Annotated in this window: 18 protein-coding genes and 1 pseudogene; 5 read left to right on the top strand and 14 right to left on the bottom strand. The window is 36.9% G+C overall.

Annotated elements, in window-relative coordinates; all coding sequences use genetic code 11:
- Positions 1-87 precede the first annotated feature (87 nt).
- From GZH82_RS03585 to GZH82_RS03570, 4 genes are all read right to left on the bottom strand, one after another.
- A complete protein-coding gene (locus tag GZH82_RS03585; protein ID WP_203232868.1) occupies positions 88-897 on the bottom strand; it encodes a TerC family protein in 810 nt (269 codons plus the stop codon).
- Between the two features lie 465 nt (positions 898-1362).
- Positions 1363-2925 carry a peptide chain release factor 3 gene (locus tag GZH82_RS03580; RefSeq protein ID WP_162681346.1) on the bottom strand — a complete coding sequence of 521 codons (1563 nt, stop codon included), beginning with the start codon at positions 2923-2925 and terminating at the stop codon, positions 1363-1365.
- 20 nt (positions 2926-2945) lie between these two features.
- The gene (locus GZH82_RS03575; RefSeq protein WP_162681345.1) at positions 2946-3185 is read right to left on the bottom strand and encodes a YueH family protein; all 240 of its coding nucleotides are present in this window, start codon (positions 3183-3185) and stop codon (positions 2946-2948) included.
- Positions 3175-4659: a UDP-N-acetylmuramoyl-L-alanyl-D-glutamate--L-lysine ligase gene (locus GZH82_RS03570; protein ID WP_162681344.1), complete on the bottom strand. Its 1485-nt coding sequence runs from the start codon at positions 4657-4659 to the stop codon at positions 3175-3177. Before GZH82_RS03570 ends, GZH82_RS03575 begins: the two co-directional genes overlap by 11 nt.
- A gap of 423 nt (positions 4660-5082) precedes the next feature.
- On the opposite strand from GZH82_RS03570, the gene GZH82_RS03565 reads away from it, so the two are divergent.
- Positions 5083-6258 (top strand): diglucosyl diacylglycerol synthase, encoded by a 1176-nt coding sequence (locus GZH82_RS03565; RefSeq protein WP_162681343.1) that lies wholly within the window; start codon positions 5083-5085, stop codon positions 6256-6258.
- Positions 6236-7420, top strand: coding sequence for a lipoteichoic acid biosynthesis MFS flippase LtaA (gene ltaA, locus GZH82_RS03560; protein WP_162681342.1), 1185 nt, complete (start codon positions 6236-6238; stop codon positions 7418-7420). Before GZH82_RS03565 ends, ltaA begins: the two co-directional genes overlap by 23 nt.
- 163 nt (positions 7421-7583) lie before the next feature.
- Here the strand turns inward: ltaA and GZH82_RS03555 are convergent.
- From GZH82_RS03555 to GZH82_RS03545, 3 genes and pseudogenes are all read right to left on the bottom strand, one after another.
- Positions 7584-8790, bottom strand: a pseudogene (locus tag GZH82_RS03555) (group II intron reverse transcriptase/maturase).
- A 539-nt stretch (positions 8791-9329) separates the two neighbouring features.
- The gene (locus tag GZH82_RS03550) at positions 9330-10052 is read right to left on the bottom strand and encodes a hypothetical protein (RefSeq protein ID WP_162681341.1); all 723 of its coding nucleotides are present in this window, start codon (positions 10050-10052) and stop codon (positions 9330-9332) included.
- 5 nt (positions 10053-10057) lie between these two features.
- Entirely contained in the window at positions 10058-10852 is a 795-nt protein-coding gene (locus tag GZH82_RS03545; RefSeq protein ID WP_238989633.1) for a protein kinase family protein, read from the bottom strand.
- Positions 10853-11352: 500 nt separating this feature from the next.
- On the opposite strand from GZH82_RS03545, the gene GZH82_RS03540 reads away from it, so the two are divergent.
- From GZH82_RS03540 to GZH82_RS03530, 3 genes are all read left to right on the top strand, one after another.
- The gene (locus tag GZH82_RS03540) at positions 11353-12870 is read left to right on the top strand and encodes an arylsulfatase (protein WP_162681339.1); all 1518 of its coding nucleotides are present in this window, start codon (positions 11353-11355) and stop codon (positions 12868-12870) included.
- Between the two features lie 74 nt (positions 12871-12944).
- Positions 12945-13841, top strand: a complete 897-nt coding sequence (locus GZH82_RS03535) for a PTS mannose/fructose/sorbose/N-acetylgalactosamine transporter subunit IIC (protein WP_162682988.1) — start codon at positions 12945-12947, stop codon at positions 13839-13841.
- Positions 13828-14721 carry a PTS system mannose/fructose/sorbose family transporter subunit IID gene (locus GZH82_RS03530; RefSeq protein WP_162681338.1) on the top strand — a complete coding sequence of 298 codons (894 nt, stop codon included), beginning with the start codon at positions 13828-13830 and terminating at the stop codon, positions 14719-14721. The genes GZH82_RS03535 and GZH82_RS03530 overlap by 14 nt, the downstream gene beginning before the upstream one ends.
- A gap of 111 nt (positions 14722-14832) precedes the next feature.
- On the opposite strand, the gene GZH82_RS03525 is transcribed toward GZH82_RS03530, so the two are convergent.
- From GZH82_RS03525 to GZH82_RS03495, 7 genes are all read right to left on the bottom strand, one after another.
- The gene (locus GZH82_RS03525) at positions 14833-15033 is read right to left on the bottom strand and encodes a hypothetical protein (RefSeq protein ID WP_162681337.1); all 201 of its coding nucleotides are present in this window, start codon (positions 15031-15033) and stop codon (positions 14833-14835) included.
- Between the two features lie 483 nt (positions 15034-15516).
- Positions 15517-16737, bottom strand: coding sequence for a restriction endonuclease subunit S (locus GZH82_RS03520; RefSeq protein ID WP_162681336.1), 1221 nt, complete (start codon positions 16735-16737; stop codon positions 15517-15519).
- The gene (locus tag GZH82_RS03515) at positions 16721-18286 is read right to left on the bottom strand and encodes a type I restriction-modification system subunit M (RefSeq protein WP_162681335.1); all 1566 of its coding nucleotides are present in this window, start codon (positions 18284-18286) and stop codon (positions 16721-16723) included. Before GZH82_RS03515 ends, GZH82_RS03520 begins: the two co-directional genes overlap by 17 nt.
- 360 nt (positions 18287-18646) lie before the next feature.
- Positions 18647-19153 carry a 2'-5' RNA ligase family protein gene (locus GZH82_RS03510; protein WP_162681334.1) on the bottom strand — a complete coding sequence of 169 codons (507 nt, stop codon included), beginning with the start codon at positions 19151-19153 and terminating at the stop codon, positions 18647-18649.
- A 205-nt stretch (positions 19154-19358) separates the two neighbouring features.
- Positions 19359-20501 carry an IS200/IS605 family element RNA-guided endonuclease TnpB gene (gene tnpB / locus GZH82_RS03505; RefSeq protein ID WP_162681057.1) on the bottom strand — a complete coding sequence of 381 codons (1143 nt, stop codon included), beginning with the start codon at positions 20499-20501 and terminating at the stop codon, positions 19359-19361.
- A 15-nt stretch (positions 20502-20516) separates the two neighbouring features.
- Complete coding sequence (gene tnpA, locus GZH82_RS03500) at positions 20517-20921, bottom strand: IS200/IS605 family transposase (RefSeq protein ID WP_162680810.1); 405 nt, start codon at positions 20919-20921, stop codon at positions 20517-20519.
- A gap of 162 nt (positions 20922-21083) precedes the next feature.
- Positions 21084-21824 (bottom strand): esterase family protein, encoded by a 741-nt coding sequence (locus tag GZH82_RS03495; RefSeq protein ID WP_162681333.1) that lies wholly within the window; start codon positions 21822-21824, stop codon positions 21084-21086.
- Between the last annotated feature and the right edge of the window lie 94 nt (positions 21825-21918).

The raw sequence follows: 21918 nt of genomic DNA, 5'->3' as shown, positions 1-21918 counted from the left end.
TGCTACTGCTTTAATGTATCAATATATAAAGAAAGGCCAGGATAACTCATATCCCAGCCTAAGTCAAACACCCTTATTCACATTTCATTATGATGCATCGTGTTTTTTATTACGCACTGCTGATGTAAACCAACCGATAAGTACAAGTCCAATCATGACTGTCCAGAAAATGATTTGCCACAATGTAGAATGTGGGAAGTCATGCGGAATCGCACCGATATCTTCATGTGCTAATACGAGTACGACAAGTTTAATTCCGACCCATCCGACAATCGCAAAGGCAGCACCTTCAAGACCAGGATACTTGTTCAGTAACTCTACAAAGAATGTTGCAGCAAAACGCATTAAAATCACACCGATGAGACCACCGATAAACATAACCGCGAATTGACCTGCATCCATGCCACCGAAATGAACACCAATTGTCGGTAATGTTACGGCAATCGCTAATGCAGCTAACATAGAGTCAATCGCAAAAGCAATATCTGCAACTTCAACTTTAAGGACGGTACCCCAAAATTCTTTCGCACTCACTTTTTTCTCAACACCTGACTCGTCATAATGATGATTATCGTTGTCAGGTTGTTCGTGTTCTCCACCTTTATGTTTGAAAAAGTCATATAAGTTTTTCGCTGACATATAAATTAAATATGCAGCACCAATCGCTTGAATCCACCAGAAATTCGCTAAAATACTAATTAAGAATAATGCGATAAAACGGAAAACAAATGCGCCTAATAAACCATAAAATAGTGCTTTTTTACGCTGTTCTGGTGGTAAATGTTTCACCATAACAGCCATAACAATTGCATTATCTGCAGCCAATAGTCCCTCTAAAAATACAAGTACTAATACGACCCATCCATAAGATAATAACAAACTCGGATCCATTAACAGACCACTCCTTCAATTTTTTATATGGGCACATGTTCTCGCCCTGTACCATTCCATTGTTTCGCGTGAACACCCATGCTCAGTGAAAGACATAATTAAAGAGACCCATGCTAAATCAATAGCAAAGGTCTCACTAAGCAAATTTATCATGCCCGCTTCACCGGAAGAAATTCAGTTTCTTCGTAATGACGACAAAGCGTTATTAACGTTTGGTACGCTAATCAAGTTACTCCCCTCTGACAATAGTCAGTCACAGGTATTTAATTATGATGCTAACATTATACCCAATTTTTTATGAAAATAACAGTCTATTATCTTGAAATTAAAAAATATTAATAATCAACGCATCTCGATTTTTATTGTTTACACAACACCTTCAAAAAATAAAAAAGCGAACTGTGCACCAATTCGACGCAAAATCCGCTTTTTCATCGTTTATTCGTAATCTATCATTTGTATTTCAATCAATTATAACAAGCTATACAGTTTAATTTCTGGGAATTTTTCTTCAAACCAACGTGTCGCAAAATCATTTTCAAATAAGAAGACTTTATTATCATAACGGTCATTTACTAAAATCGAACGACTCGTACTCATCTTATCTTGCACGTCTTCTTCATTTTCAATCCAACGCGCGATTTTTTTGCCGACAGGTTCCATCACGACATCGACATTATATTCATTGTTCATGCGATGTTCGAACACTTCAAATTGGAGTTGTCCTACTGCGCCTAAAATGATTTGGTTCGTATGTGGTGATTTATAATATTGAATCGCCCCTTCTTGCACGAGCTGTTCAATCCCTTTATGGAAATGTTTCTGTTTCATTACGTTTTTCGGCGATACTTTCATGAAAATTTCAGGTGTAAACTGAGGCAGTGCTTTGAAATGGAACTTTTGGTTACCTGAAACAAGTGTATCCCCAATTTGGTAATTCCCTGTATCATATAAACCGATAATATCACCCGCTACAGCATGATTCACTGTCGATTTGTCATCGGCCATAAAACTTGTTGAACGTGTGATTTTCTGTTTTTTACCCGTACGTTGTAATGTCACGTCCATGCCACGTTCGAATGCGCCACTCACAACACGCATAAAGGCAATACGGTCACGGTGTTTCGGGTCCATGTTCGCTTGGATTTTAAAGATAAAACCTGAAAAATCTGTATCGAACGGGCTCACCTCAACCTCTTCATCCGTTTGACGTGCGTGTGGCATCGGTGCATGGTCAACATACGCATTCAAGAAATTTTGAACCCCGAAATTCGCCAATGCTGAGCCGAAAAAGACCGGTGTTAAATCTCCGCGCATTAACGCATCGTTATCAAATGACTCACCTGCTTCATCCACGAGCATCAACTCTTCAATCGCTTGCGTAAAAATACTATCATTCGCAATGTCATGAGCCTCTTCTAATTCATAATCTTCATTAATATGCAAAATGTTTTCTTCATCGCGGAACGGTTCAATCGTACGTCCTTCTCGGTCAATAATCCCGAAGAAGTTTTGCCCCATTCCAATCGGCCAGTTCATCGGATACGTTTCAATACCGAGTGTTGATTCAATTTCATCTAATAAATCGAACGGTTCTTTCCCAACACGGTCAAGTTTGTTAATAAATGTAAAAATAGGAATACCACGCATTTTACATACTTTGAACAACTTTAACGTTTGTGGCTCAATCCCTTTTGCACAGTCAATGACCATGACCGCACTATCGACCGCCATTAACGTTCGATACGTATCTTCAGAGAAATCTTCATGCCCTGGTGTATCTAAAATGTTAATCTTAAAATCATCGTAATCAAACTGCATCACAGAACTTGTAACCGAAATCCCACGTTCTTGTTCAACTTTCATCCAGTCACTTGTCGCAAATTTACCTGTTTTCTTCCCTTTTACTGTCCCTGCTTCACGAATCGCACCACTAAAGTACAACAGTTTTTCAGTTAATGTCGTTTTCCCCGCATCAGGGTGAGAAATAATCGCAAACGTCTTGCGGGATTCTACTTCTTTTTTAATACTCATTGTATGTCTCCTTTAATTCATCAAACTTCTTGTAACCATCTTGTGATACGTAATGCTAAAATTTGTGCTTCTTCCTCATCTATCACATTAAATAAATGCATGAATAAATGTTCCGTTAATTCTTCACCGTATAATGTATCTTCTATTTGAATCGACCAGTACAAATCTGGAATCGATACGACGATATAATGTTCTTTTTGATTGTGATATAACCAAACTTTTGCTGAATAATTTTCACTGTGACTTTCCCTAATCTTCATTTGGACCTCCACCGAATTTTTGATATGCTGCTTCTAACCCGATTAAATCATCACGATGAGGCACTTTGACATGACCTGGCATAATTTGATACGGTTCACGTCCTTTAGAGGCAAGTACGACGGTATCACCTGGTTCTGCCACTTCAATCGCATGTCGTATACCTTCTGCGCGGTCTGTAAATTCCACATAATGATCATGTGTCGCACCTTTCGCAAGTTCAGCCGTCAACATTTTTGGATCATCATTTGCCGGGTTATCCGGTGTGAAAATGACATAATCTGCACGTGAAGCAACACGCCCCATTTCAGGCGTTTTCGTTAAGTCACGTTCTCCAGCCATACCGACTAGGAAAATGAGTTTTTGCTTAACGAACGGTTCGACTGCATCAATCAATTTCGACATACCATCTGCTGTATGCGCATAGTCAATAATTAAATCAATTGGCAATGATGGATCGAGCACTTCTAAACGTCCTTCTACCGGTTCTAAATCAGCGACGACTTGTGTCACCGTTTCTAGTGGCGCACCTTTCACCCATACACCTAACATTGCTGCCATTAAGTTCGCAATGTTGAATCGACCGATGTACGGTGAACGTACTGGATATGTACCAAAAGGTGTTACAAAATCAAACGTCACGCCTTGTAAAGATTCATGAATGTTTGTTGCCATGAACTGTGCCTCTTGTTCAATGCCATATGTTAAACTTTCGTACGGTGTAACTGATTTTAAATAATTAGAAAATACATCGTCTGCGTTAATAATGACGTATTTATCACGACTCAGATCTTGACCGAGTTGACTAAATAACAACGATTTCGCATGACCATACGCCTCCATTGTGCCATGAAAATCAAGATGATCTTGTGTTAAATTTGAAAATATCGCAACGTCAAATTCAACGCCACTCAGACGTCCTAAGCTGAGCCCATGCGACGACACTTCTAACGTCATCGCTTCAGCCCCTGCTTCTACCGCTTCATGAATCTTCTTCGTTAATACAACGGTTTCTGGTGTTGTGTTCACGCCTTTTGTCACTGTTTCGTTAATTTGAAAGCCATTCGTACCTAAATACGCACTGCCTTTGCCTAACTTTCGATAAATGTGATGAATCATCGTCGCAATTGATGTCTTACCATTTGTACCTGTGACACCAATCGTCGTCAGTTGCTTGCTTGGAAATCCATACAAATGATGCACTAAATGACTCGCTACACGTAACGTATCTGGCACAACCACTTGTGTGACGTCACCTTGTAATTCAAGTACTCGATTCACAACAACAATCTGACATCCTTGTTCTACGACGTCTTGCGCAAAACGATGACTATCGACGGTATAGCCTTTTGATGCGACAAAGATACTGCCAGCCTTTGCTTGACGCGAATCTGTCGTAATATCATCCACTTCAATATCTAAACGTCCTATGACCTGTTTAATTAAAATATCATCAAATAATTGTTGTGCATTCACAGACATCTCTCCTTTATATATACACTCATTTATTATACACTTTTTTGCTTGAAATCCTATTAAATGTCACGTATTTTTATAGCGCGACAACTGCTTTTTATCAGTCAAATACGATTGAAAATTTAATTAGCGGGTATATTGATTTAAATATTATTTTATTCTTTCTTACATCTCAAGACTGAAATATGTAAATCACTATTGTGCCTATCTATGGAGTATATTAAGATAATATAATGAATTTACCGTAAAATATGGGTAGCGTATACACATTTTCTCATCTTTTACAACAAGGTGTACAGTCAAAATGATTTTAATATTGTTTTCGTTTTGTAAGAAATACCTTTAACTTTTCACAAGACGTACAAATTGCGGTACACTAGCATAGAACCAGTTAAAGTCTCAATATCTCGGAGGGTGGCTTTCATGATCACTGAAAAGAAAAAAATATTGATTATCACCGGTTCATTCGGCAACGGCCATATTCAAGTGACGAACAGTATTGTTGAACAGTTGAATCAAATGAATCTTGACAATCTGACAGTCATACAACGTGATTTGTTTTTAGAAGCACATCCGATTATGACAACGATTACTAAAAAGTGGTACATCAATAGTTTTAAGTATTTCCGCCGTATGTATAAAGCATTTTATTATAGTCGCCCTGATCAATTAGATAAGTGCTTCTATAAATATTACGGTTTAAATAAATTACTCAACTTACTATTAAAAGAAAAGCCAGATTTAATTTTGGTAACTTTCCCTACACCAGTCATGTCTGTATTGACCGAGCAGTTTAATATGAATATTCCGATTGCGACAGTCATGACGGATTATCGTATGCACAAAAACTGGATTACACCGAATTCTGAGCGCTATTATTTAGCCACACATGATTTGAAGCAAGAATTTAAATCAGTGGGCATTCCAAGTGATCGCATTAAAGTAACGGGTATTCCTATTTCCGAACAATTTGAAGAACCGATTGATCGCGTAGCTTGGTTACGTCAACATCACCTTGACCCCGAAGCGCAAACCATCTTAATGTCGGCGGGTGCTTTTGGTGTGTCTAAAGGATTTGACGAAATGATTCAACGTATACTTGATGAAAGTCAGAATGCACAAGTCGTCATGATATGTGGTCATAGCAAAGAACTGAAACGTCAATTGTCCGCTGCGTTTAAAGACAATCCTAACGTGCTTATTTTAGGTTATACGACACATATGAATGAATGGATGGCGGCCAGTCATTTAATGATTACGAAACCAGGTGGCATTACGATTTCAGAAGCGTTAACCCGAAAAATACCAATGATTTTCTTGAATCCTGCGCCAGGTCAAGAATTAGAAAACGCGCTCTATTTTGAACAAAAAGGTTTTGGGAAAACTGCGAACACACCTACAGAGGCGATTGATATTGTTACGCATTTAACACGTCACTCAAACGAAATCGACCAAATGATTCATAATATGAGTGAAGCCCGTCAACCGCACGCGACGAAACGTTTATGCCAAGACTTGTTAGATTTACTTTACAACGCTTCAACATTCGAAACTGTATATGGAAAGGTGCCTTTATATGCAAAACTACTTGTCAAATAAGATGGCTATGCGGAATTTCTATATCCTATTAGTCATTTTATTTCTGATGGAATTTGCAAGAGGAATGTTTGTTTTAAGTTATTTACCTTTATTACCAACAGCAACAACCATTGCCGTTAGTATTACTTCAATTGCAATTTCCATACATTTTATCTCTGACTCAATAACAAACTTTTTCGTTGGCTTTGTGTTGAAACGTTTTGGCGCTAAAGTTGTACTCACTTCGGGCTTTTTTCTCGCTTTAGTGAGTCTCATTTTAATTATTTGGATGCCGACCTCGCCGATGATTCTTATTTTAAGTGCTGTCATGCTCGGTGTTGCCGTCTGTCCAATATGGGTCATCATGCTCGCCAGTGTAGACGAAAGCAAACGTGGCACACAGATGGGTTACGTTTATTTTGCATGGCTTGCTGGGATGTTAGCCGGCATGATTGGGATGAATTTAATTTTCAAAGCACATCCGACACATTTCAACTTTTTGATGACCCTTTGCGTAGCGATTGCTTTTGTGCTTTATTATTTTGTTAAAGTCAAATTAACGGATTACAATACGAAAAATGTAAAACAACAGCTTAAACAAATTGTGAGCGTATCACAGCGTCATCTTGTGCTCTTTCCAGGGATTTTACTTCAAGGGATTGCGATCAGTGCGCTCATTCCTGTATTGCCTCAATATGCCGTGGATATCGTCGGTGTAAGTACCGTTGAATATACGGTTGCTATTGTGATTGGCGGTATGGGTTGTACGATTTCGATGCTGTTTTTGTCTAAAATGATTGATGCCTATTCTACACGCTTTATGTATAGTGTGATTTTCGTTGGTTTTATCATTTATGGCTTAGCAATTTTCGCATTAACATTGATTCAACAAATTGTCATCGTCTGGATTATCGCGCTATTTATCGGCTTACTGTACGGGTTACTTTTACCGACATGGAATACATTTATGGCACAATTCATTCATCCAAGTGAACAAGAAGAAACTTGGGGCGTCATCAACAGTATCCAAGGTTTTGGTGCCATGCTCGGACCATTATTCGGCGGTCCAATATCTCAATTTATGGGCAGTCCCATATTTACATTTTATTTCGCGGCACTCCTTATCTTTTTCTTAGCCTTCTTTTATGGCGTGTATTTCATCAAACAACGGCAGGCATATTAAAATACAATTAAATATATTTTAAAAGCGAGGTTACGGTCATTGCGTACTTAAACCTCGCTTTTCAGTTTTGCTTATTTCTATTGGACAATCGAGTAGGAGAATAGTCATTAACTGACTATTCGTCCTCTCACACCACCGAGCATACGGTTCCGTACTCGGCGGTTCAATACCTTGCGTAAGCCAACTCTGCAAGCTGGGCTAATGGTATCAGTCCCCACTTGTAGAGTTGTTTTGTTGTAAGTGCACGATGAACCTCGTGCGTATTCGATAATCGCCAGTACTTTTTGCGAGACTGTGCGATTTTCATTGCACTTCTATGGTCAAGACCATATTGGCGTAACATCTTATATTGAGTTCTTACTCTTTTCCACCGTTTAAGAATGAGTTGTCTAAGTCGGCGGTTTAGCCAAGATTGCGTGGTTTCAATAAATCCTTTGATAAAACCTCTGCCAAAGTAATTTATCCAACCTCGTGTTACTTGGTTGATTTCAGTGATAATCTCTTTAAAGGTACCGGGTCTATTTCGTTTCGTTATTTTCCTTAAGGCGCGTATTAAATTTCTTTTTGCTTCCGTAGTCGGTCTGAAACGATAAACCCCATTGACCTTGGTTATTAGACAACTCAAAAACTTTAAACGTGTAACTGCTCCGACTCTACTTTTCTCTTCATTGACAACCAACTTCAGTTGCTTTTCAATAAATTTCGTTACACTCGTCATTACGCGTTCACCTGCACGTTTTGTGCGTACAAAGATAACAAAATCATCGGCATATCGTACAAAACGGTGTCCACGCTTTTCGAGTTCTTTATCCAGTTCATGTAGATAGATATTACATAGTAAGGGAGAGATAACGCCCCCTTGTGGTGCACCTATCTTTCTTTCTGCGACTTCGCCAGATAGGTCAATAGCACCCACTTGTAAACTTCTACGGATAAATTTAGAAATTGACTTATCTTGAACATGACGTTCGAACAAATACATGAGCTTATCATGATTCAACATGTCAAAGCACTGTTTCAAATCACAAACCATGGCTATGATTTGAAAATGTTCGGTCGATGCCTGGTTCAATCACTTGTCTAATCGCTTGTTGTATCACTCTGTCTCTAGCGACAGGAATACCAAGCACACGCATTTCCCCGTTTGGTTTGGGAATTTGAACTTTTCGAACTGCTTGAGGTTGATAAGTACCATCAAGCAGTTTCTTTTTTATCTGCGAAAAGTATTGCGCAAAGTGGGCATGGAGTTCACTGACTTTCATGCCGTCAATTCCAGGAGCACCTTTGTTTTTCTTTACCTTCTTGATAGCTTTTTCTATGTTGTCAGGTCTTACAACAAGCTCCATCAGAGATGAAGACTTACGATACATTTCTTTCATTTCACCTAAGATTTACTGTACACACTTATGTATTCTTTTTCGTTCCACTACTTATCCTTCCATAAGTTGCCGGTTAAAACCGTATTCTGTACGTCGTAAATCTATAACCTCCAATCTTTACTTTGTATTGAATATTGTTCAGTCCTTCGGTACATTTTCCCTACTATGACTTCTGCTGACCTCTCATCATTCGTTGTTACTACGGTAAAAATACCGCTGATGAGACCTCCCCGGGTAAGGTGTAACCTCTTTCCACTCATGTCACCGCATCATTTACTATATAGAACTCGGGTAGTATCGGACTTCATCTTGTTTAGCAGATTCATCCATTCTACACAGCCTTAGTATGATGTTTCTGTTCGTCAGTGCGAGTGTTTGCGTCCGACTTCCTTCAGATTCCATTTCGCAATGGACACCCTTGTCTTTCGCTAACAGTTCCTACTACCAAGCCTGTAACGGACTTTCACCGTCAAGATGTTACCCATGCCGGGCGCACTAAAAAAACCGTACCAAAAAAGTACGGTAAAAAATTAATTTAATGTTATAAGTTCATTTTTATCTAACGCTATAATATTGGGCTGTTTTAAATCTTTAACAAACGCTTTTTCATCATTCATATCTTCATCTAAAATAAATGTCAAATTTTCTTTATTAATCATGGCGTGCATGGCAAAAGAACGAATACTGTACATGGCTTGATTTGATTTATTTATGATTTTAAATCCGATATTTTGCCCACTTTCATCTACAGCCATGAAATCAAATGTTATGTTATCTTTCTTATTTTTGCCAATGACTCTATATGATTTTCTTACTTTCGCAAATCTTTGTTTAAGATAAGTCGTGATATATTCTTTCTTTTCATCTTCTGTCATTTTTTTATCTTCATTCATTGAAGTATGCAATATATACCGCGTCGTATTTTCAATGAACTTTTCGACTTGTTTTAAATCATTAAATGTTTGAGATTCGATACTCGTGAATTTGAAATTATTCACATAATTGAAGGTAAAGTCAGATAACTCTCCTTTAAAATTCAATACGCTTTCTTTAATAGAATTTAACAATAATTTAGTGAATTTCGGATTAAGTTCGTCATCAAATGTAAAAAGTTTATTTATTTTTGGCATAATATTAAAGTGATTCTTATGATAAGAAGTTCCATCTACCTGAAAGACAACTGCAACAGCTATATTTGAAATCAATAAAACATCAGGATAATAATTTAAACTTGCGTATTTTACTTTATACATATTGCTCACCTCACTAAATATTGCTTAATTTCTTTAATTATATCATCATATTCTTCAATGTTTCTTGTTAAGTATTTCTTTAGATTCTCGATATCATTCTTTTCAAAACGGCTTAGAAGTATTTGAGGTACGCTTTCTATTATACTGGAAATGTCAATACCCTGTAATTTCACTTTAAACTCGTGAGCTACTTCGTCTATTAGCATAGCATCAAAATTTCTATTTTCAATTAAATTTTGATGTCCTCCGTGCTCAAAAATTTGTTCAACAATTTTCTTAGTACTAGGAAACGGTCGCTTCAAGACATCAAACCAAATACATTGCCCAGGAAAAATGTGAGTGTAATCAATAGGAAATAAACGCGGCTCTTCTCCTTTTTTAGGCATTTTTATGAGTAAGTTTCCTTTATTTCTATCAAGATTTGTTATAATAACATCGAAAATTATCAGTTTTACAATCTCTTTTTCACCTATTGACATTGTCAGCATCGGGTTTTCTATCGGAACTACTGAATTCTCCATAACGGTATACGTAAAAAGATCATTATGATTAATTCTATATTCAGATGCAATATAATTTATAGTTTTTCCTGCTACAAATATTGCACATCCAAATTCTGGCGTTGGAATCTTCATTTTCTTAGCGAGTGCATATCCCATACATTCATTAAATAATGCATAGTGGCCTTGCGGATTGTCGATGTGTTTGGCTATAACAACCGTATTTTCGATTTTGGCATATAAAGGATCAGTTGAAAAATTTATTCCAACGAAACTTGTAATCTCTGTTAATTCTTTCAACAATTTCCTCCCCCTTTAATCACTCGTTATTGTTACATTATAAAAAGCGAATCAAAAATCACACATTACCATATGTATAAACTAATAGTTCAGTGAACAATAATTTTTAACTAATCCTAGCCAAACACTTAATACTATACAAAGATATATTATACCATACAAAGCGGTGCTCATCCTTTTTTAAAGTCAATACAAAGTTTCTTATTTTACTTTTTAGAGTGCATAGAACTATTTGATTTTATAATCCTTCTTAACTTTTTCTTTTTTTATTATGTCCATACTAAAAGACATCATTTAATAGTTAACATTGAACTCTAACAATTCTTTCGAAAATTTTCAAAACTTGTCATAACCACTCATGACAAGCTGAAATGCCTTATAATTAAGTAAGCGCTTACATTAGCAGCCCCATCATTCACTTATTCCCTTTAAAATTGGTCATATTGTCAATACGTACCATTAGTGCTATTTTTAAATTAAATAGAGAAAGGAGAGATTGGATGGATACACAACAACCAAATATCATCCTCATTTGTGTAGATCAACTGCGCTTTGACACATTAGGTCATCATCATCACCCTGTCGTTTCAACGCCACATTTGGATATGTTGGCATCTCAAGGTTATCATTTCAATCAAATGTATACTGCTGTGCCAAGTTGTATCGCAAGTCGTGCAGCACTGATGACGGGTTTGACACAAGCGAATCATGGTCGGGTCGGTTATGAAGACAATGTGGACTGGGCTTACGAACAATTTATGGCAGATAGTTTTAGAATTGCAGGCTATCAAACAGAGGCAGTGGGAAAGTTACATGTTACACCTGAACGAAAACGTATTGGCTTTGATCATGTAATGTTGCATGATGGTTATCTTCATGAAGCACGTCAGTACACCGCACCGTATGGTCAAAATTTCGAATATGCTGACGATTATTTAATGTGGTTGAAAGAACAGTTAGGTCATCGCGCAGATTTAATGGACGATGGCATCGAGCCGAATTCATGGGTCGCACGTCCGTGGATGTATGAGGAACAGTATCATCCTACAAACTGGGTTGTACATGAAGGCATTCGTTTTTTACAAAGAAGAGACCCCGAAAAACCATTTTTCTTAAACCTTTCATTTACACGCCCTCACCCGCCACTCAATCCGCCCCAATACTATTTTGATATGTATATGAATAAAATAGATGCATTTCCGGAGATTGAGATTGGTGACTGGAAAGATATAGAGGAGCCGTTACCTTTTAGTATTACAGCTAAAAAAGGACATTATCATAAAGACGAATTGGATCGTATGCGTGCGGGTTATTACGGTAATATCACACATATTGATCACCAAATTGGTCGTTTCCTTATCGCATTGAATGAACAACGAATCGCGAAAAATACAATCATTTTATTTGTATCTGATCATGGCGATCAATTAGGCGAACACAATTTATTCAGAAAAGCGTACCCATATCAAGGGAGCATTCACATTCCGATGATGATTTATGATAAAGGCAACTTATTAAAAGGAAAGCATCACGATTTACATCAAATTGGAGAATTAAGAGATATTTATCCGACTTTATTAGATTTGGCTAATATCGACATTCCCAAAAACATTGATGGTGTGAGCTTAAAACCTGCCCTTTATGATGATACTTTTGTGACACGCGAATATTTACATGGTGAACACAGTTTCGGTAAAGATTCGAACCAATTTATTATGAATGAAGCTTGGAAATACACATGGTATCCAGTAAGAGGGATAGAACAATTGTTTCATTATCAAAATGACCCACATGAAAAACATAACTTAATTCATGAAGCTGAACATCAAGCGATTAAAAATGAATTAAAGCAACAATTGATTAAAGCATTGACGGATAGAGAAGAAGGTTTTGTGAAAAATGGTGAACTGCAGATTTTGCCTGAAACAAAACCTACACTCGATCATTTACAAGCGCGAAACAAATCTGCACAGCGTCAACGTCAATCATTCAATCAATATGACACTGTTTTATTCTAAAGCTATATGTACTGCACATATAGCTTCAGTTTAAATAAATGATGTAAGCGTTAACATAAAGGGAGTTGAAAATGATGGATATTCTATGGTGGCAAGTTTTACTTTTAACAATCTATGCAGGTGTCCAAATTCTAGATAACTTATCATTCGGATTTTTAGCACAACCTGTCATGGCCGGCCTTATCAGTGGTCTCGTTATGGGTGATGTCACTACAGGCCTTATTATTGGGGGCGGTATGCAGTTAACAATCCTCGGAGTTGGGACATTTGGTGGTGCATCTCATATCGATGCCAACTCAGGTACTGTATTAGCGGTAGCTTTTTCAGTTGCGATTGGTATGAATCCAGAACAAGCGTTAGCAACTTTAGGGGTGCCGGTAGCGAGTTTAATGATTCAAACTGATATTTTAGCTCGTTTCACTAACACATTTTTTGCACATCGTATTGATAGCAAAATTGAAAAAATGGACTATCGTGCCATTGAACGCAACTACTTATACGGGGCGATTCCGTGGTCATTATCACGTGCGGTTCCTGTGTTTTTAGCTTTAACTTTCGGTAGCAATATCGTTAAGCCGGTCGTAAATTACTTAAACACTGACTTAAAATGGTTAGGTGATGGCTTAACATTAGCAGGTGCCCTTTTACCAGCTGTTGGTTTCGCAATCTTATTAAAATACTTACCATTAAAACGTCATTACCCATACTTTATTCTTGGTTTCATCATTACTGCATTATTCGTTACGATTTTTGGTGGTTTAACAACTTTAGGTACTTCAGTCGCTGGTTTAGACAAAAACTTTACAGCTGCAATGGGCCCACTTCCAATGCTTGCAGTTGCTTTAATCGGGTTCAGTTTAGCAACAATGGCTTACCAACGTAGCACGCAAACAGTACCAAGATATGCGGGTCAACAACGTCAACAGTCAAGTGTAGATGATGAGGGGGAAATAGAAGATGACGAACTCTAAAACGAAAAATTCAAAAGAACCTTTAGCATTAAACAATCCATTTGAAGATCCAACATTAACAGGAAGTCCCCCTAAAGAACCATATCAACTCACGAAGAAAGACTTTCGTCAAATCAACTTACGTAGTTTACTATTCTTCCAATGGGGTTGGAACTACGAGCGTATGCAAGGTTCTGGTTACTTATTTACGATTTTGCCGCAATTACGTAAAATCTATGGCGATAACTCACCTGAATTAAAAGAAATGATGCGTACACATGCGCAATTCTTCAATACAAGTAACTACTTTAATACAATTGTGACAGGTATTGATATCGCAATGGAAGAAAATGAAGGTCTTAAAGCAAAAGAATCTGTTAAAGGGATTAAAGTCGGTTTAATGGGACCATTCGCGGCAGTTGGGGATGCCATTTTCGGTTCATTAATTCCAACCATCTTCGGTGCCATCGCAGCAAACATGGCAGCAGACGGTAACCCATTCGGTATTTTACTTTGGTTCTTTGCAGTCTTATTCATTATCGGCTTCAGATGGAAACAATTGCCATTCGCATATAAAGAAGGGATTTCACTCGTGACAACAATGCAACACCGTTTAGAATCATTAACGAATGCAGCAACATTAATGGGTGTCTTCATGGTGGGTGCTCTCGTTGCGACAATGATTCGTGTGAAATTTGCATTTGAGCCAACACTTGGTGATGTCACTGTCAACTTCAGTAAAAATGCAGATATGATTTTACCACGTCTTGTACCATTAGCAGTCGTTTTCGGTGTCTATTGGTTATTAGGTCGTAAAAACATGAACTCAACGCGTGCGATTTTCATCGTTATTATCGTAGCTATTCTTTTCTCAAGCTTAGGCATTTTACAAAAATTATAAGAAATGAAACTAAAATCCCGTTACTTTCGTTTAGCTGGGCAAACGTAGCGGGATTTTTTGATGATATGTTGTTGCTAGAAAGACGCGTGCAATATATTAGGCATTACATGTTTAAATTCCATAAACTGCGGCACTATACTCAGGGCCTTTAAGTAAAATTTCAATGACGTGTTTACGTTTTGTTTGTCGCGTATGGCTGCTTTTTTTATCGTTAACACCTTGAGATACTTGAAAATGATGTTCTGCAATATGAGCAGTAATCAGCGTTAAAAGCAGCGCCAATGCAATGAGGGATTTTTTGAATATGAACATGTCAAAAGCTTTTTATGATCCACAAACTTATAATCATTATAAATTTAAAAACAGAAATGTACACGGCAGAATGTAACCTATCCGCCTTAAAATAACTGTAACGCTTCTGTAGGTTACCTTCACATCATTATCAATCATTATTGGAGTGCAATGATAGGAAAATTCCTAGCATTATAACAGAAAAGTTTTGAGTTTGAATTATAGTGAGTATATTAGCAAAAGCTGCCAGGAAAAAGTACATTGCTTTAATAAAGTATACTTTCACTAAATTATTTGTGCTTTTATCCATATGCGCTTTCTTCCCTCATATAGTTTAATGAGTTAGAAAATACTAATTGATATGACTTTTCCTCATACATTTGTAGCAAAATATGATTTTTTCGATTTTTAATACTATTAAATGTAAAATACTGTTTGAAAATAAAGACAGCCTTATCTGATTTTTCATTCACTTAATATCTATTGTTTAATAACATTTTATATTTATACGAACATCTTTTGTAAGAAGCCTTTCTTGCGCTGTTTAAGCAAGTCAATTTTTTGAGTTTGTCGATTAATTAACTGATCTAATTTGGTGAAATAACGACTTATCTTTTCTCTCTCACTTGCACTTGGTATAGAAACTTCAACATTTCTAACTTCGCTTCCTGAAATAGATTCAAATGTACTACCTTGAGATAACTTTTGCCATTTACTTTGAAGGCTAAAAAATTCTAGGTGGTAATAAATAAACTTATCCCCTACTATTGAGCAGACGCCCCGACCTATACATGCTTCAAATTGAGCTATCCCTACTTCTCCTACTGGCGCTCTTACAGTTAGCAATATATCTCCGTCTTTCACTAATTTTGTAGTTTCTTTAGTATATATTCTAGGATAAATATTACCTTTATATAAATCTGCATTTCCTTGTACTAAAACAGGATAGCTATGATCATCTGTATAATTAATACTTTTAGGACTTTGACCCATTGTTACTTTGTATACTTCCCCTAACTTCTTCTCTTCCCACTCTGGATAATCATTTCCATTGTCATCTTTAAATCGAAGTTCTTGTGAGAAAATCTTTTGCATATAGCCCTTTTTCTGTTCTTCCAACAATGCTAACTTTTGTTCTTCTAATTCAATTTGACGGTCGAGTTTACTGAAGAACTCCCCTATTTTTTGTTGTTCAATTATATTAGGAAAATGCATTTTATATAATTTAATATCTTTTTTTGTCAATTGAGGCTGTGCTGAACCAAAGCTAATGAGTTGGATTCTTCTTTTACCTATTGTTGTTCTTAAAAAATGACTTAAAAATTGAGCTTTCTTATCGTTATTGGTTCTTAAAATTAACATTCCAGAGTTAATTCTAGCAAAGGGAATTTTATTATATATTTTTTTATTATACCAACCTACATTACCAATAGACCCTCTTGTTGTTAAAACCACATCGTTTTCAGCTAATTTTCCATTTCCCATTGAAAGTGACTTTTCTTCAGTTATATATTGCCTTTGATTAAATTGAAAACCATTCTTAGTAACATTAACTGCACTTAAAAATAAAGTGTGTTCCATTTCTGAAAAATCTGTTCCAGAAGGATAATTTTTTCCCCTGTCACCGTCTAGAACCGTTAGAACTTCTCCTAGTTTCTTCTCTTCCCACTCACCTTCAAACCCTGGAAATCTTAACTCCGGTACATTTTTATTTGGATGAGTCATGCTTCAACACTCCTAATTCTTTCAAATAGCCCTCGATGTCTTGTTCGATTTGCGCGATGTCTTCATCTACTTTCACGATATCTTGTTGAATTTGGTCGAGGTCGATGGGTGCTTCCTCTTCAAAAGTGTCGACATATCTCGGAATATTGAGGTTGTAGTCATTGTCTTCAATTTCTTGTAATGTTGCGGCATAGCTGTATTTATCAATCGTTGCTCTGTTTTTGTATGTGTCGATGATTTTTTCAACGTGTTCGTCGTTTAAGTGGTTTTGATTTTTACCTTTTTCGAATGCGTTAGATGCGTCGATGAATAACACGTCGTGGTCTGATTTACGACATTTTTTGAACACTAAAATACACGTCGGAATGCTTGTGCCGTAGAAAATATTTGCCGGTAAGCCAATAACCGCGTCTAAGTAATTTTTCTCTTCAATAAGATATTGTCGAATGACACCCTCTGCTGCACCACGGAACAGGACGCCATGTGGTAAGACGACTGCCATTGTTCCTTCGTCATCTAAATAGTGCACCATATGTTGGATAAAAGCAAAGTCGGCTTTTGATTTCGGTGCGAGTTTGCCGTAACCACTGAAACGGTCATCGTCATTGAATTTACTGTCGGCTGACCATTTCGCACTGTATGGTGGATTGGCTACAACGGCATCGAATTTCTCACCTAAAAAGGCTGGATTTTCGAGTGTATCGTCGTTTTGAATGTCAAAGTTTTCATAACGGACGTCATGCAACAACATATTCATGCGTGCTAAGTTGTACGTTGTGTTGTTACGTTCTTGTCCATTATAACGGTACACTTTCGTTTCTTTACCGACACGTAACAGTAAGGAACCTGAACCACATGTGGGATCATATACATTTCTTAATTTATCTTTTCCTAATGTGACGATTTGCGCTAAAATTTTCGATACTTGTTGTGGCGTATAGAATTCGCCTGCTTTTTTACCTGCACTCGCCGCGAAACGTCCGATTAAATATTCGTATGCGTCGCCTAACATGTCAATTTCCATGTCGCTATGTACAAATGGCAAGTCCGCTAAGTTCACCATCACTTTACTTAATAATGCTGTACGATCTTTAACAGTATTACCCAGTCGTGTCGAACTTAAATCCATATCACTAAATAGCCCGATGAAATCTTCTTCACTGTCTTGACCGAGCGTTGACGTTTCGACTTTGCGAATGGCTTTCGCTAAATGTTCGATATCAAAACGTTGGTTTTCAATTTCCTTCACCATTGTGCTAAACAAATCTTGCGGTTCGATGTAGTAGCCGACTGTGTCTAACAATTCACCTTTTAAGTCTTCTCGATATTCTGGATCTGCCCATGCTTCTTCGTATGACAGTGTTTCTCCTGATAAGGCTTCAGCGACTTCTGCTTCTGCTTTTTCCGATAAGAAACGATAAAAAATGAGCCCTAAAATATAATTACGGAACTCGCTCGCATCCATGTTCCCTCTTAAGTCATTCGCGATAGACCACAATTTTTTATGTAATTCCGCTTGTTGTTGGCGCTGTTTTTCAGTAATTGACATTGCTTTTCCTCCGTTTAACTCTCTTACCACCTATTATAGTATATTATCCGTTAGCGCGTGATACATTTTACATAGCTTTTTCACACCAATAAAAACCCCCTTGCTACGGCCAAAGTAAGGGGGTTGGTGCATTAAATGCAGATGTTTTTGTTAATTTTATAATATCCTGTAGTTTGATAGAATGCGATAGGCGGCCGAACAATTTTATACATCACACACCTAAAAAATGACTTAGTTTAATTAACATAACGCATTGATTCATTAAAAAACTTTGGTGATCGTGCAGTCATGTCATAAATGAGAAAGACATTTGAAGTAATGAGACATGTTGTTGAATCACTTACGCCTCACCACAACGTCTTATAATGAAAAAGTAGCAATTTCTTCCCATTCTTCTGCGTCCTCTTTAAAACGCATTAATGATAATGTATCAATCGTTTCCTTATGATCAATACCAGCTAAATGCACTTGACCGTAAATGTCTTCAAACTCTTGGCTTGTTAAACCTTGTGCAATCGTAAAGTGTGGTACAAATGCATGTTCTGATTTACCATAAAAATCTTCGCTATCAAAGCGGTTGAATAAATCTTCTAACGCTGTATTTTTCTCTACTTTAAAATAAATAACGTTTGTAATCGGTGCAAAGTTTGATGCTTTTGATACATGGACATCTGCCGGTTGTGCCCCTTCTAAACGTTTTTCTATTTCAGCTTTAACTTGACCAAGATCTTTTTCATCAATTTCAAAATTACTTTTAATCGTAATATGAGGTTGAATCATTGTGTAGTGCTTATCATAACGTTTACGATAAGCGTTGACCTCGCTTTGGAAATCTTTTGACGGAATTAACGCTAATCCTAAAATCATTTGAATTCCTCCTTTGTATTCGCTTACTTTTATTATAGCAAATTTTCGTGAACTACTCACCACTTAGCTAAAACATAAAGGTTCTTAACGCTTGAAGTGGGAGCTTCTTGGGAATAGAGCGTACTTGTAAGTGTATTTCTTTACTAACAGAGGTTTCTCTTATTGACCAAGCTATCCCCGTAGACCCTACGGTTATCGATCTTTTCTAAGCTAATGTTTGCATTCGTAGCCCTTCGGTCAAAATATTGATGCTCGCGTTTATATCTCGGTCATGGTGAGCATGGCAAATAGGACAAGACCATTCTCGAATTTTGAGATTTTTCTTGCCATCATTATGTCCGCACTCTGAACAGACTTGACTTGATGGAAACCATTTATCAATCTTGACTATTTCACGTCCATACCAGTCAGCTTTGTATTGTAGCTTAATCACAAAGCTAGACCATGACACATCAGAAATGCTTTTAGCCAGTTTATGATTTCGCAACATACCTTTTGTGTTTAAGTCTTCAATACAGATAATATCGTGATTTTTGATAATCTCTGTACTCAACTTGTTTAGAAAGTCAGTGCGTTGATTCATTACCTTTTCATGTAGTCGTGCAACTTTCTGTTTTTGTTTCTGGTAGTTTTTGGCTTCAAAGAGATTGATACCCTTCTTTTTGGCTAACAGGGCACGTCTCGACAACTTACGTTGTTCACGTTTTAGTTTCTGTGCCATTTTCGAAGTGAACTTATTATTATCAATCTTTTGACCGTCAGAAAAAATGGCAAAATGAGTGATTCCAAGGTCAATTCCAATTGCAGAATTAGTTTTAGGAAACTCGACAACTTCTTCTTTGCACAATAAAGAAACATAGTATTTACCGCTTGAACGGCGTGATATTGTAGCTGATTTGATAATACCTTTAGGTTGTCTATGAAGCTTTATTTTAACTGATGACTTCAACTTAGGAACTTTGATGAATTTATTATCAATCAAGGATATTGTGCCATTTTGATTATTAGTGGTATAGCTTTGAACGGGATTCTTCTTACTTTTGAACCGAGGAAATCCAACAGATTTATCTCTAAAGAAATTCTTATATGCCTTGTCTAAATTGAGTTGTGCATTAGCCAAGGCAAGGCTATCTACTTCCTTCAAAAATGGAAATTCATTCTTATATTTAGCTGGTGTCGGGAACTTCATTTTTTTAGAAGAAACATTCTTAGTTTCTTCATAAGCTTTCATTCGATCATCAAGCATTAGATTGTAGACCTTACGGACACAACCGAAAGACTTAGCGAAGAAAATTTTTTGTTCTTCAGTTGGATAGATTCTAAATTTATATGCTTTGAGTCGTTCCATAAGCTACGCACCTCTCTATTTATGATTATAACCTTGATTCTGAATATATTTTTTTATAACGTCAATTGGTGCGCCACCAGTTGTCAAAAGGCAAAAACTTCTAGACCAAAACATTTCTTTCCAAAGAAACTGTCTTACTTTTGGAAAGTCGCGTTTTATCAAACGCGAACTGGCACTTTTATAGGCATTGATGAATTTTGTCAATTCTGTTTTTGGTTGTGCTTTGAACATAATATGAACATGGTCTTTATCATGATTCCACTCAACTAGAGTAATATGATAAGACGCTGCAATTCGTACAAAAGTTGTTTTAGCAAATTCAGAAATTTTATCATCAATCACTTGTCTACGGTATTTAGTAACCAACACAAGATGATAATAGAGAAGAAACACCGAATGATTATTAGTATCTAATTTCATGTTATATCAACTCACTTCTTATATAGACTGATTATAACATAGAACAAAATAAAAAGGCGATGAGCCTTGCGTGTCGGTTTTCGAGTTACCAACGGTAACCCTCATACCGAACGGCATTCATCACCCACCTATAGAGGATGGGAGACTTCTGCCTGAATTAAGTTAAAACGAGTTACCTAAAAAGTAAGTTAACATTTTTGGCAATTCTTTCTGCCAAGTTTTCCAATTGTGCCCACCATTTAATTCTTCGTAGTAATATGTCATTTGTTTCGATTCAAATAAATCTTTTAATGTACGATTAGGTGTCAAGAAGTCTGCCCGTTCACCACTGGTCGGCAATTTAAAATCGATCTCTTCTTTCCCTACCGCATGCCAAATGTTTAATTCTGATTTAAACTGACAACGATCAAAAATGAGTTTCACAATATCATCATAATGCGGACTCAACAAGCCAACTTGACTCATCACACGTGGATACGAGAGCGCCGTTAACAATGCGATACTACCTGCTAAACTATCACCTAATAAAATTCTCGCGTTCCCCACTTTATATGTTGCGAAATTTTCATCAATCCACGGTAAGATCTCATTTGCGACAGCTTGAACCGTTTGTGCAGCTTTTTCGCCTTCTGGATGAAATTCCATATGACGCATCTTCACATTTTGATAATGCAGTCCGACGATAATTGCACGTTCGACTTCCCCATTTTTTCTTAATTTCTCATAAGCACGATGAAGTTGACCATACCTTAGAAAATCACGACCATCAAAACAAAAAATTACTTTCGATTTATATAAATCAGAATAATCTTTCGGCAAATATACTGATAATGTAATTTCTCGCTCTAAGTAGTCGCTTTGTAAGTGTGTGACCGTTACTTCACCCGGATTAAATGTAGTCATAAAAAGCGCCTCCTCATACGAATTAATCTCATTGTATCAGGAGACGCGTGCTGTGTTAATCTATAAAGCTTGATTTGACGCTATTTTGTCTATC

The sequence above is a fragment of the Staphylococcus sp. MI 10-1553 genome, assembly GCF_010365305.1.
Classification (GTDB): domain Bacteria; phylum Bacillota; class Bacilli; order Staphylococcales; family Staphylococcaceae; genus Staphylococcus.
The sequence above is the reverse complement of the archived record's forward strand: the minus strand, read 5'-3'. Positions and strand labels throughout refer to the sequence as shown.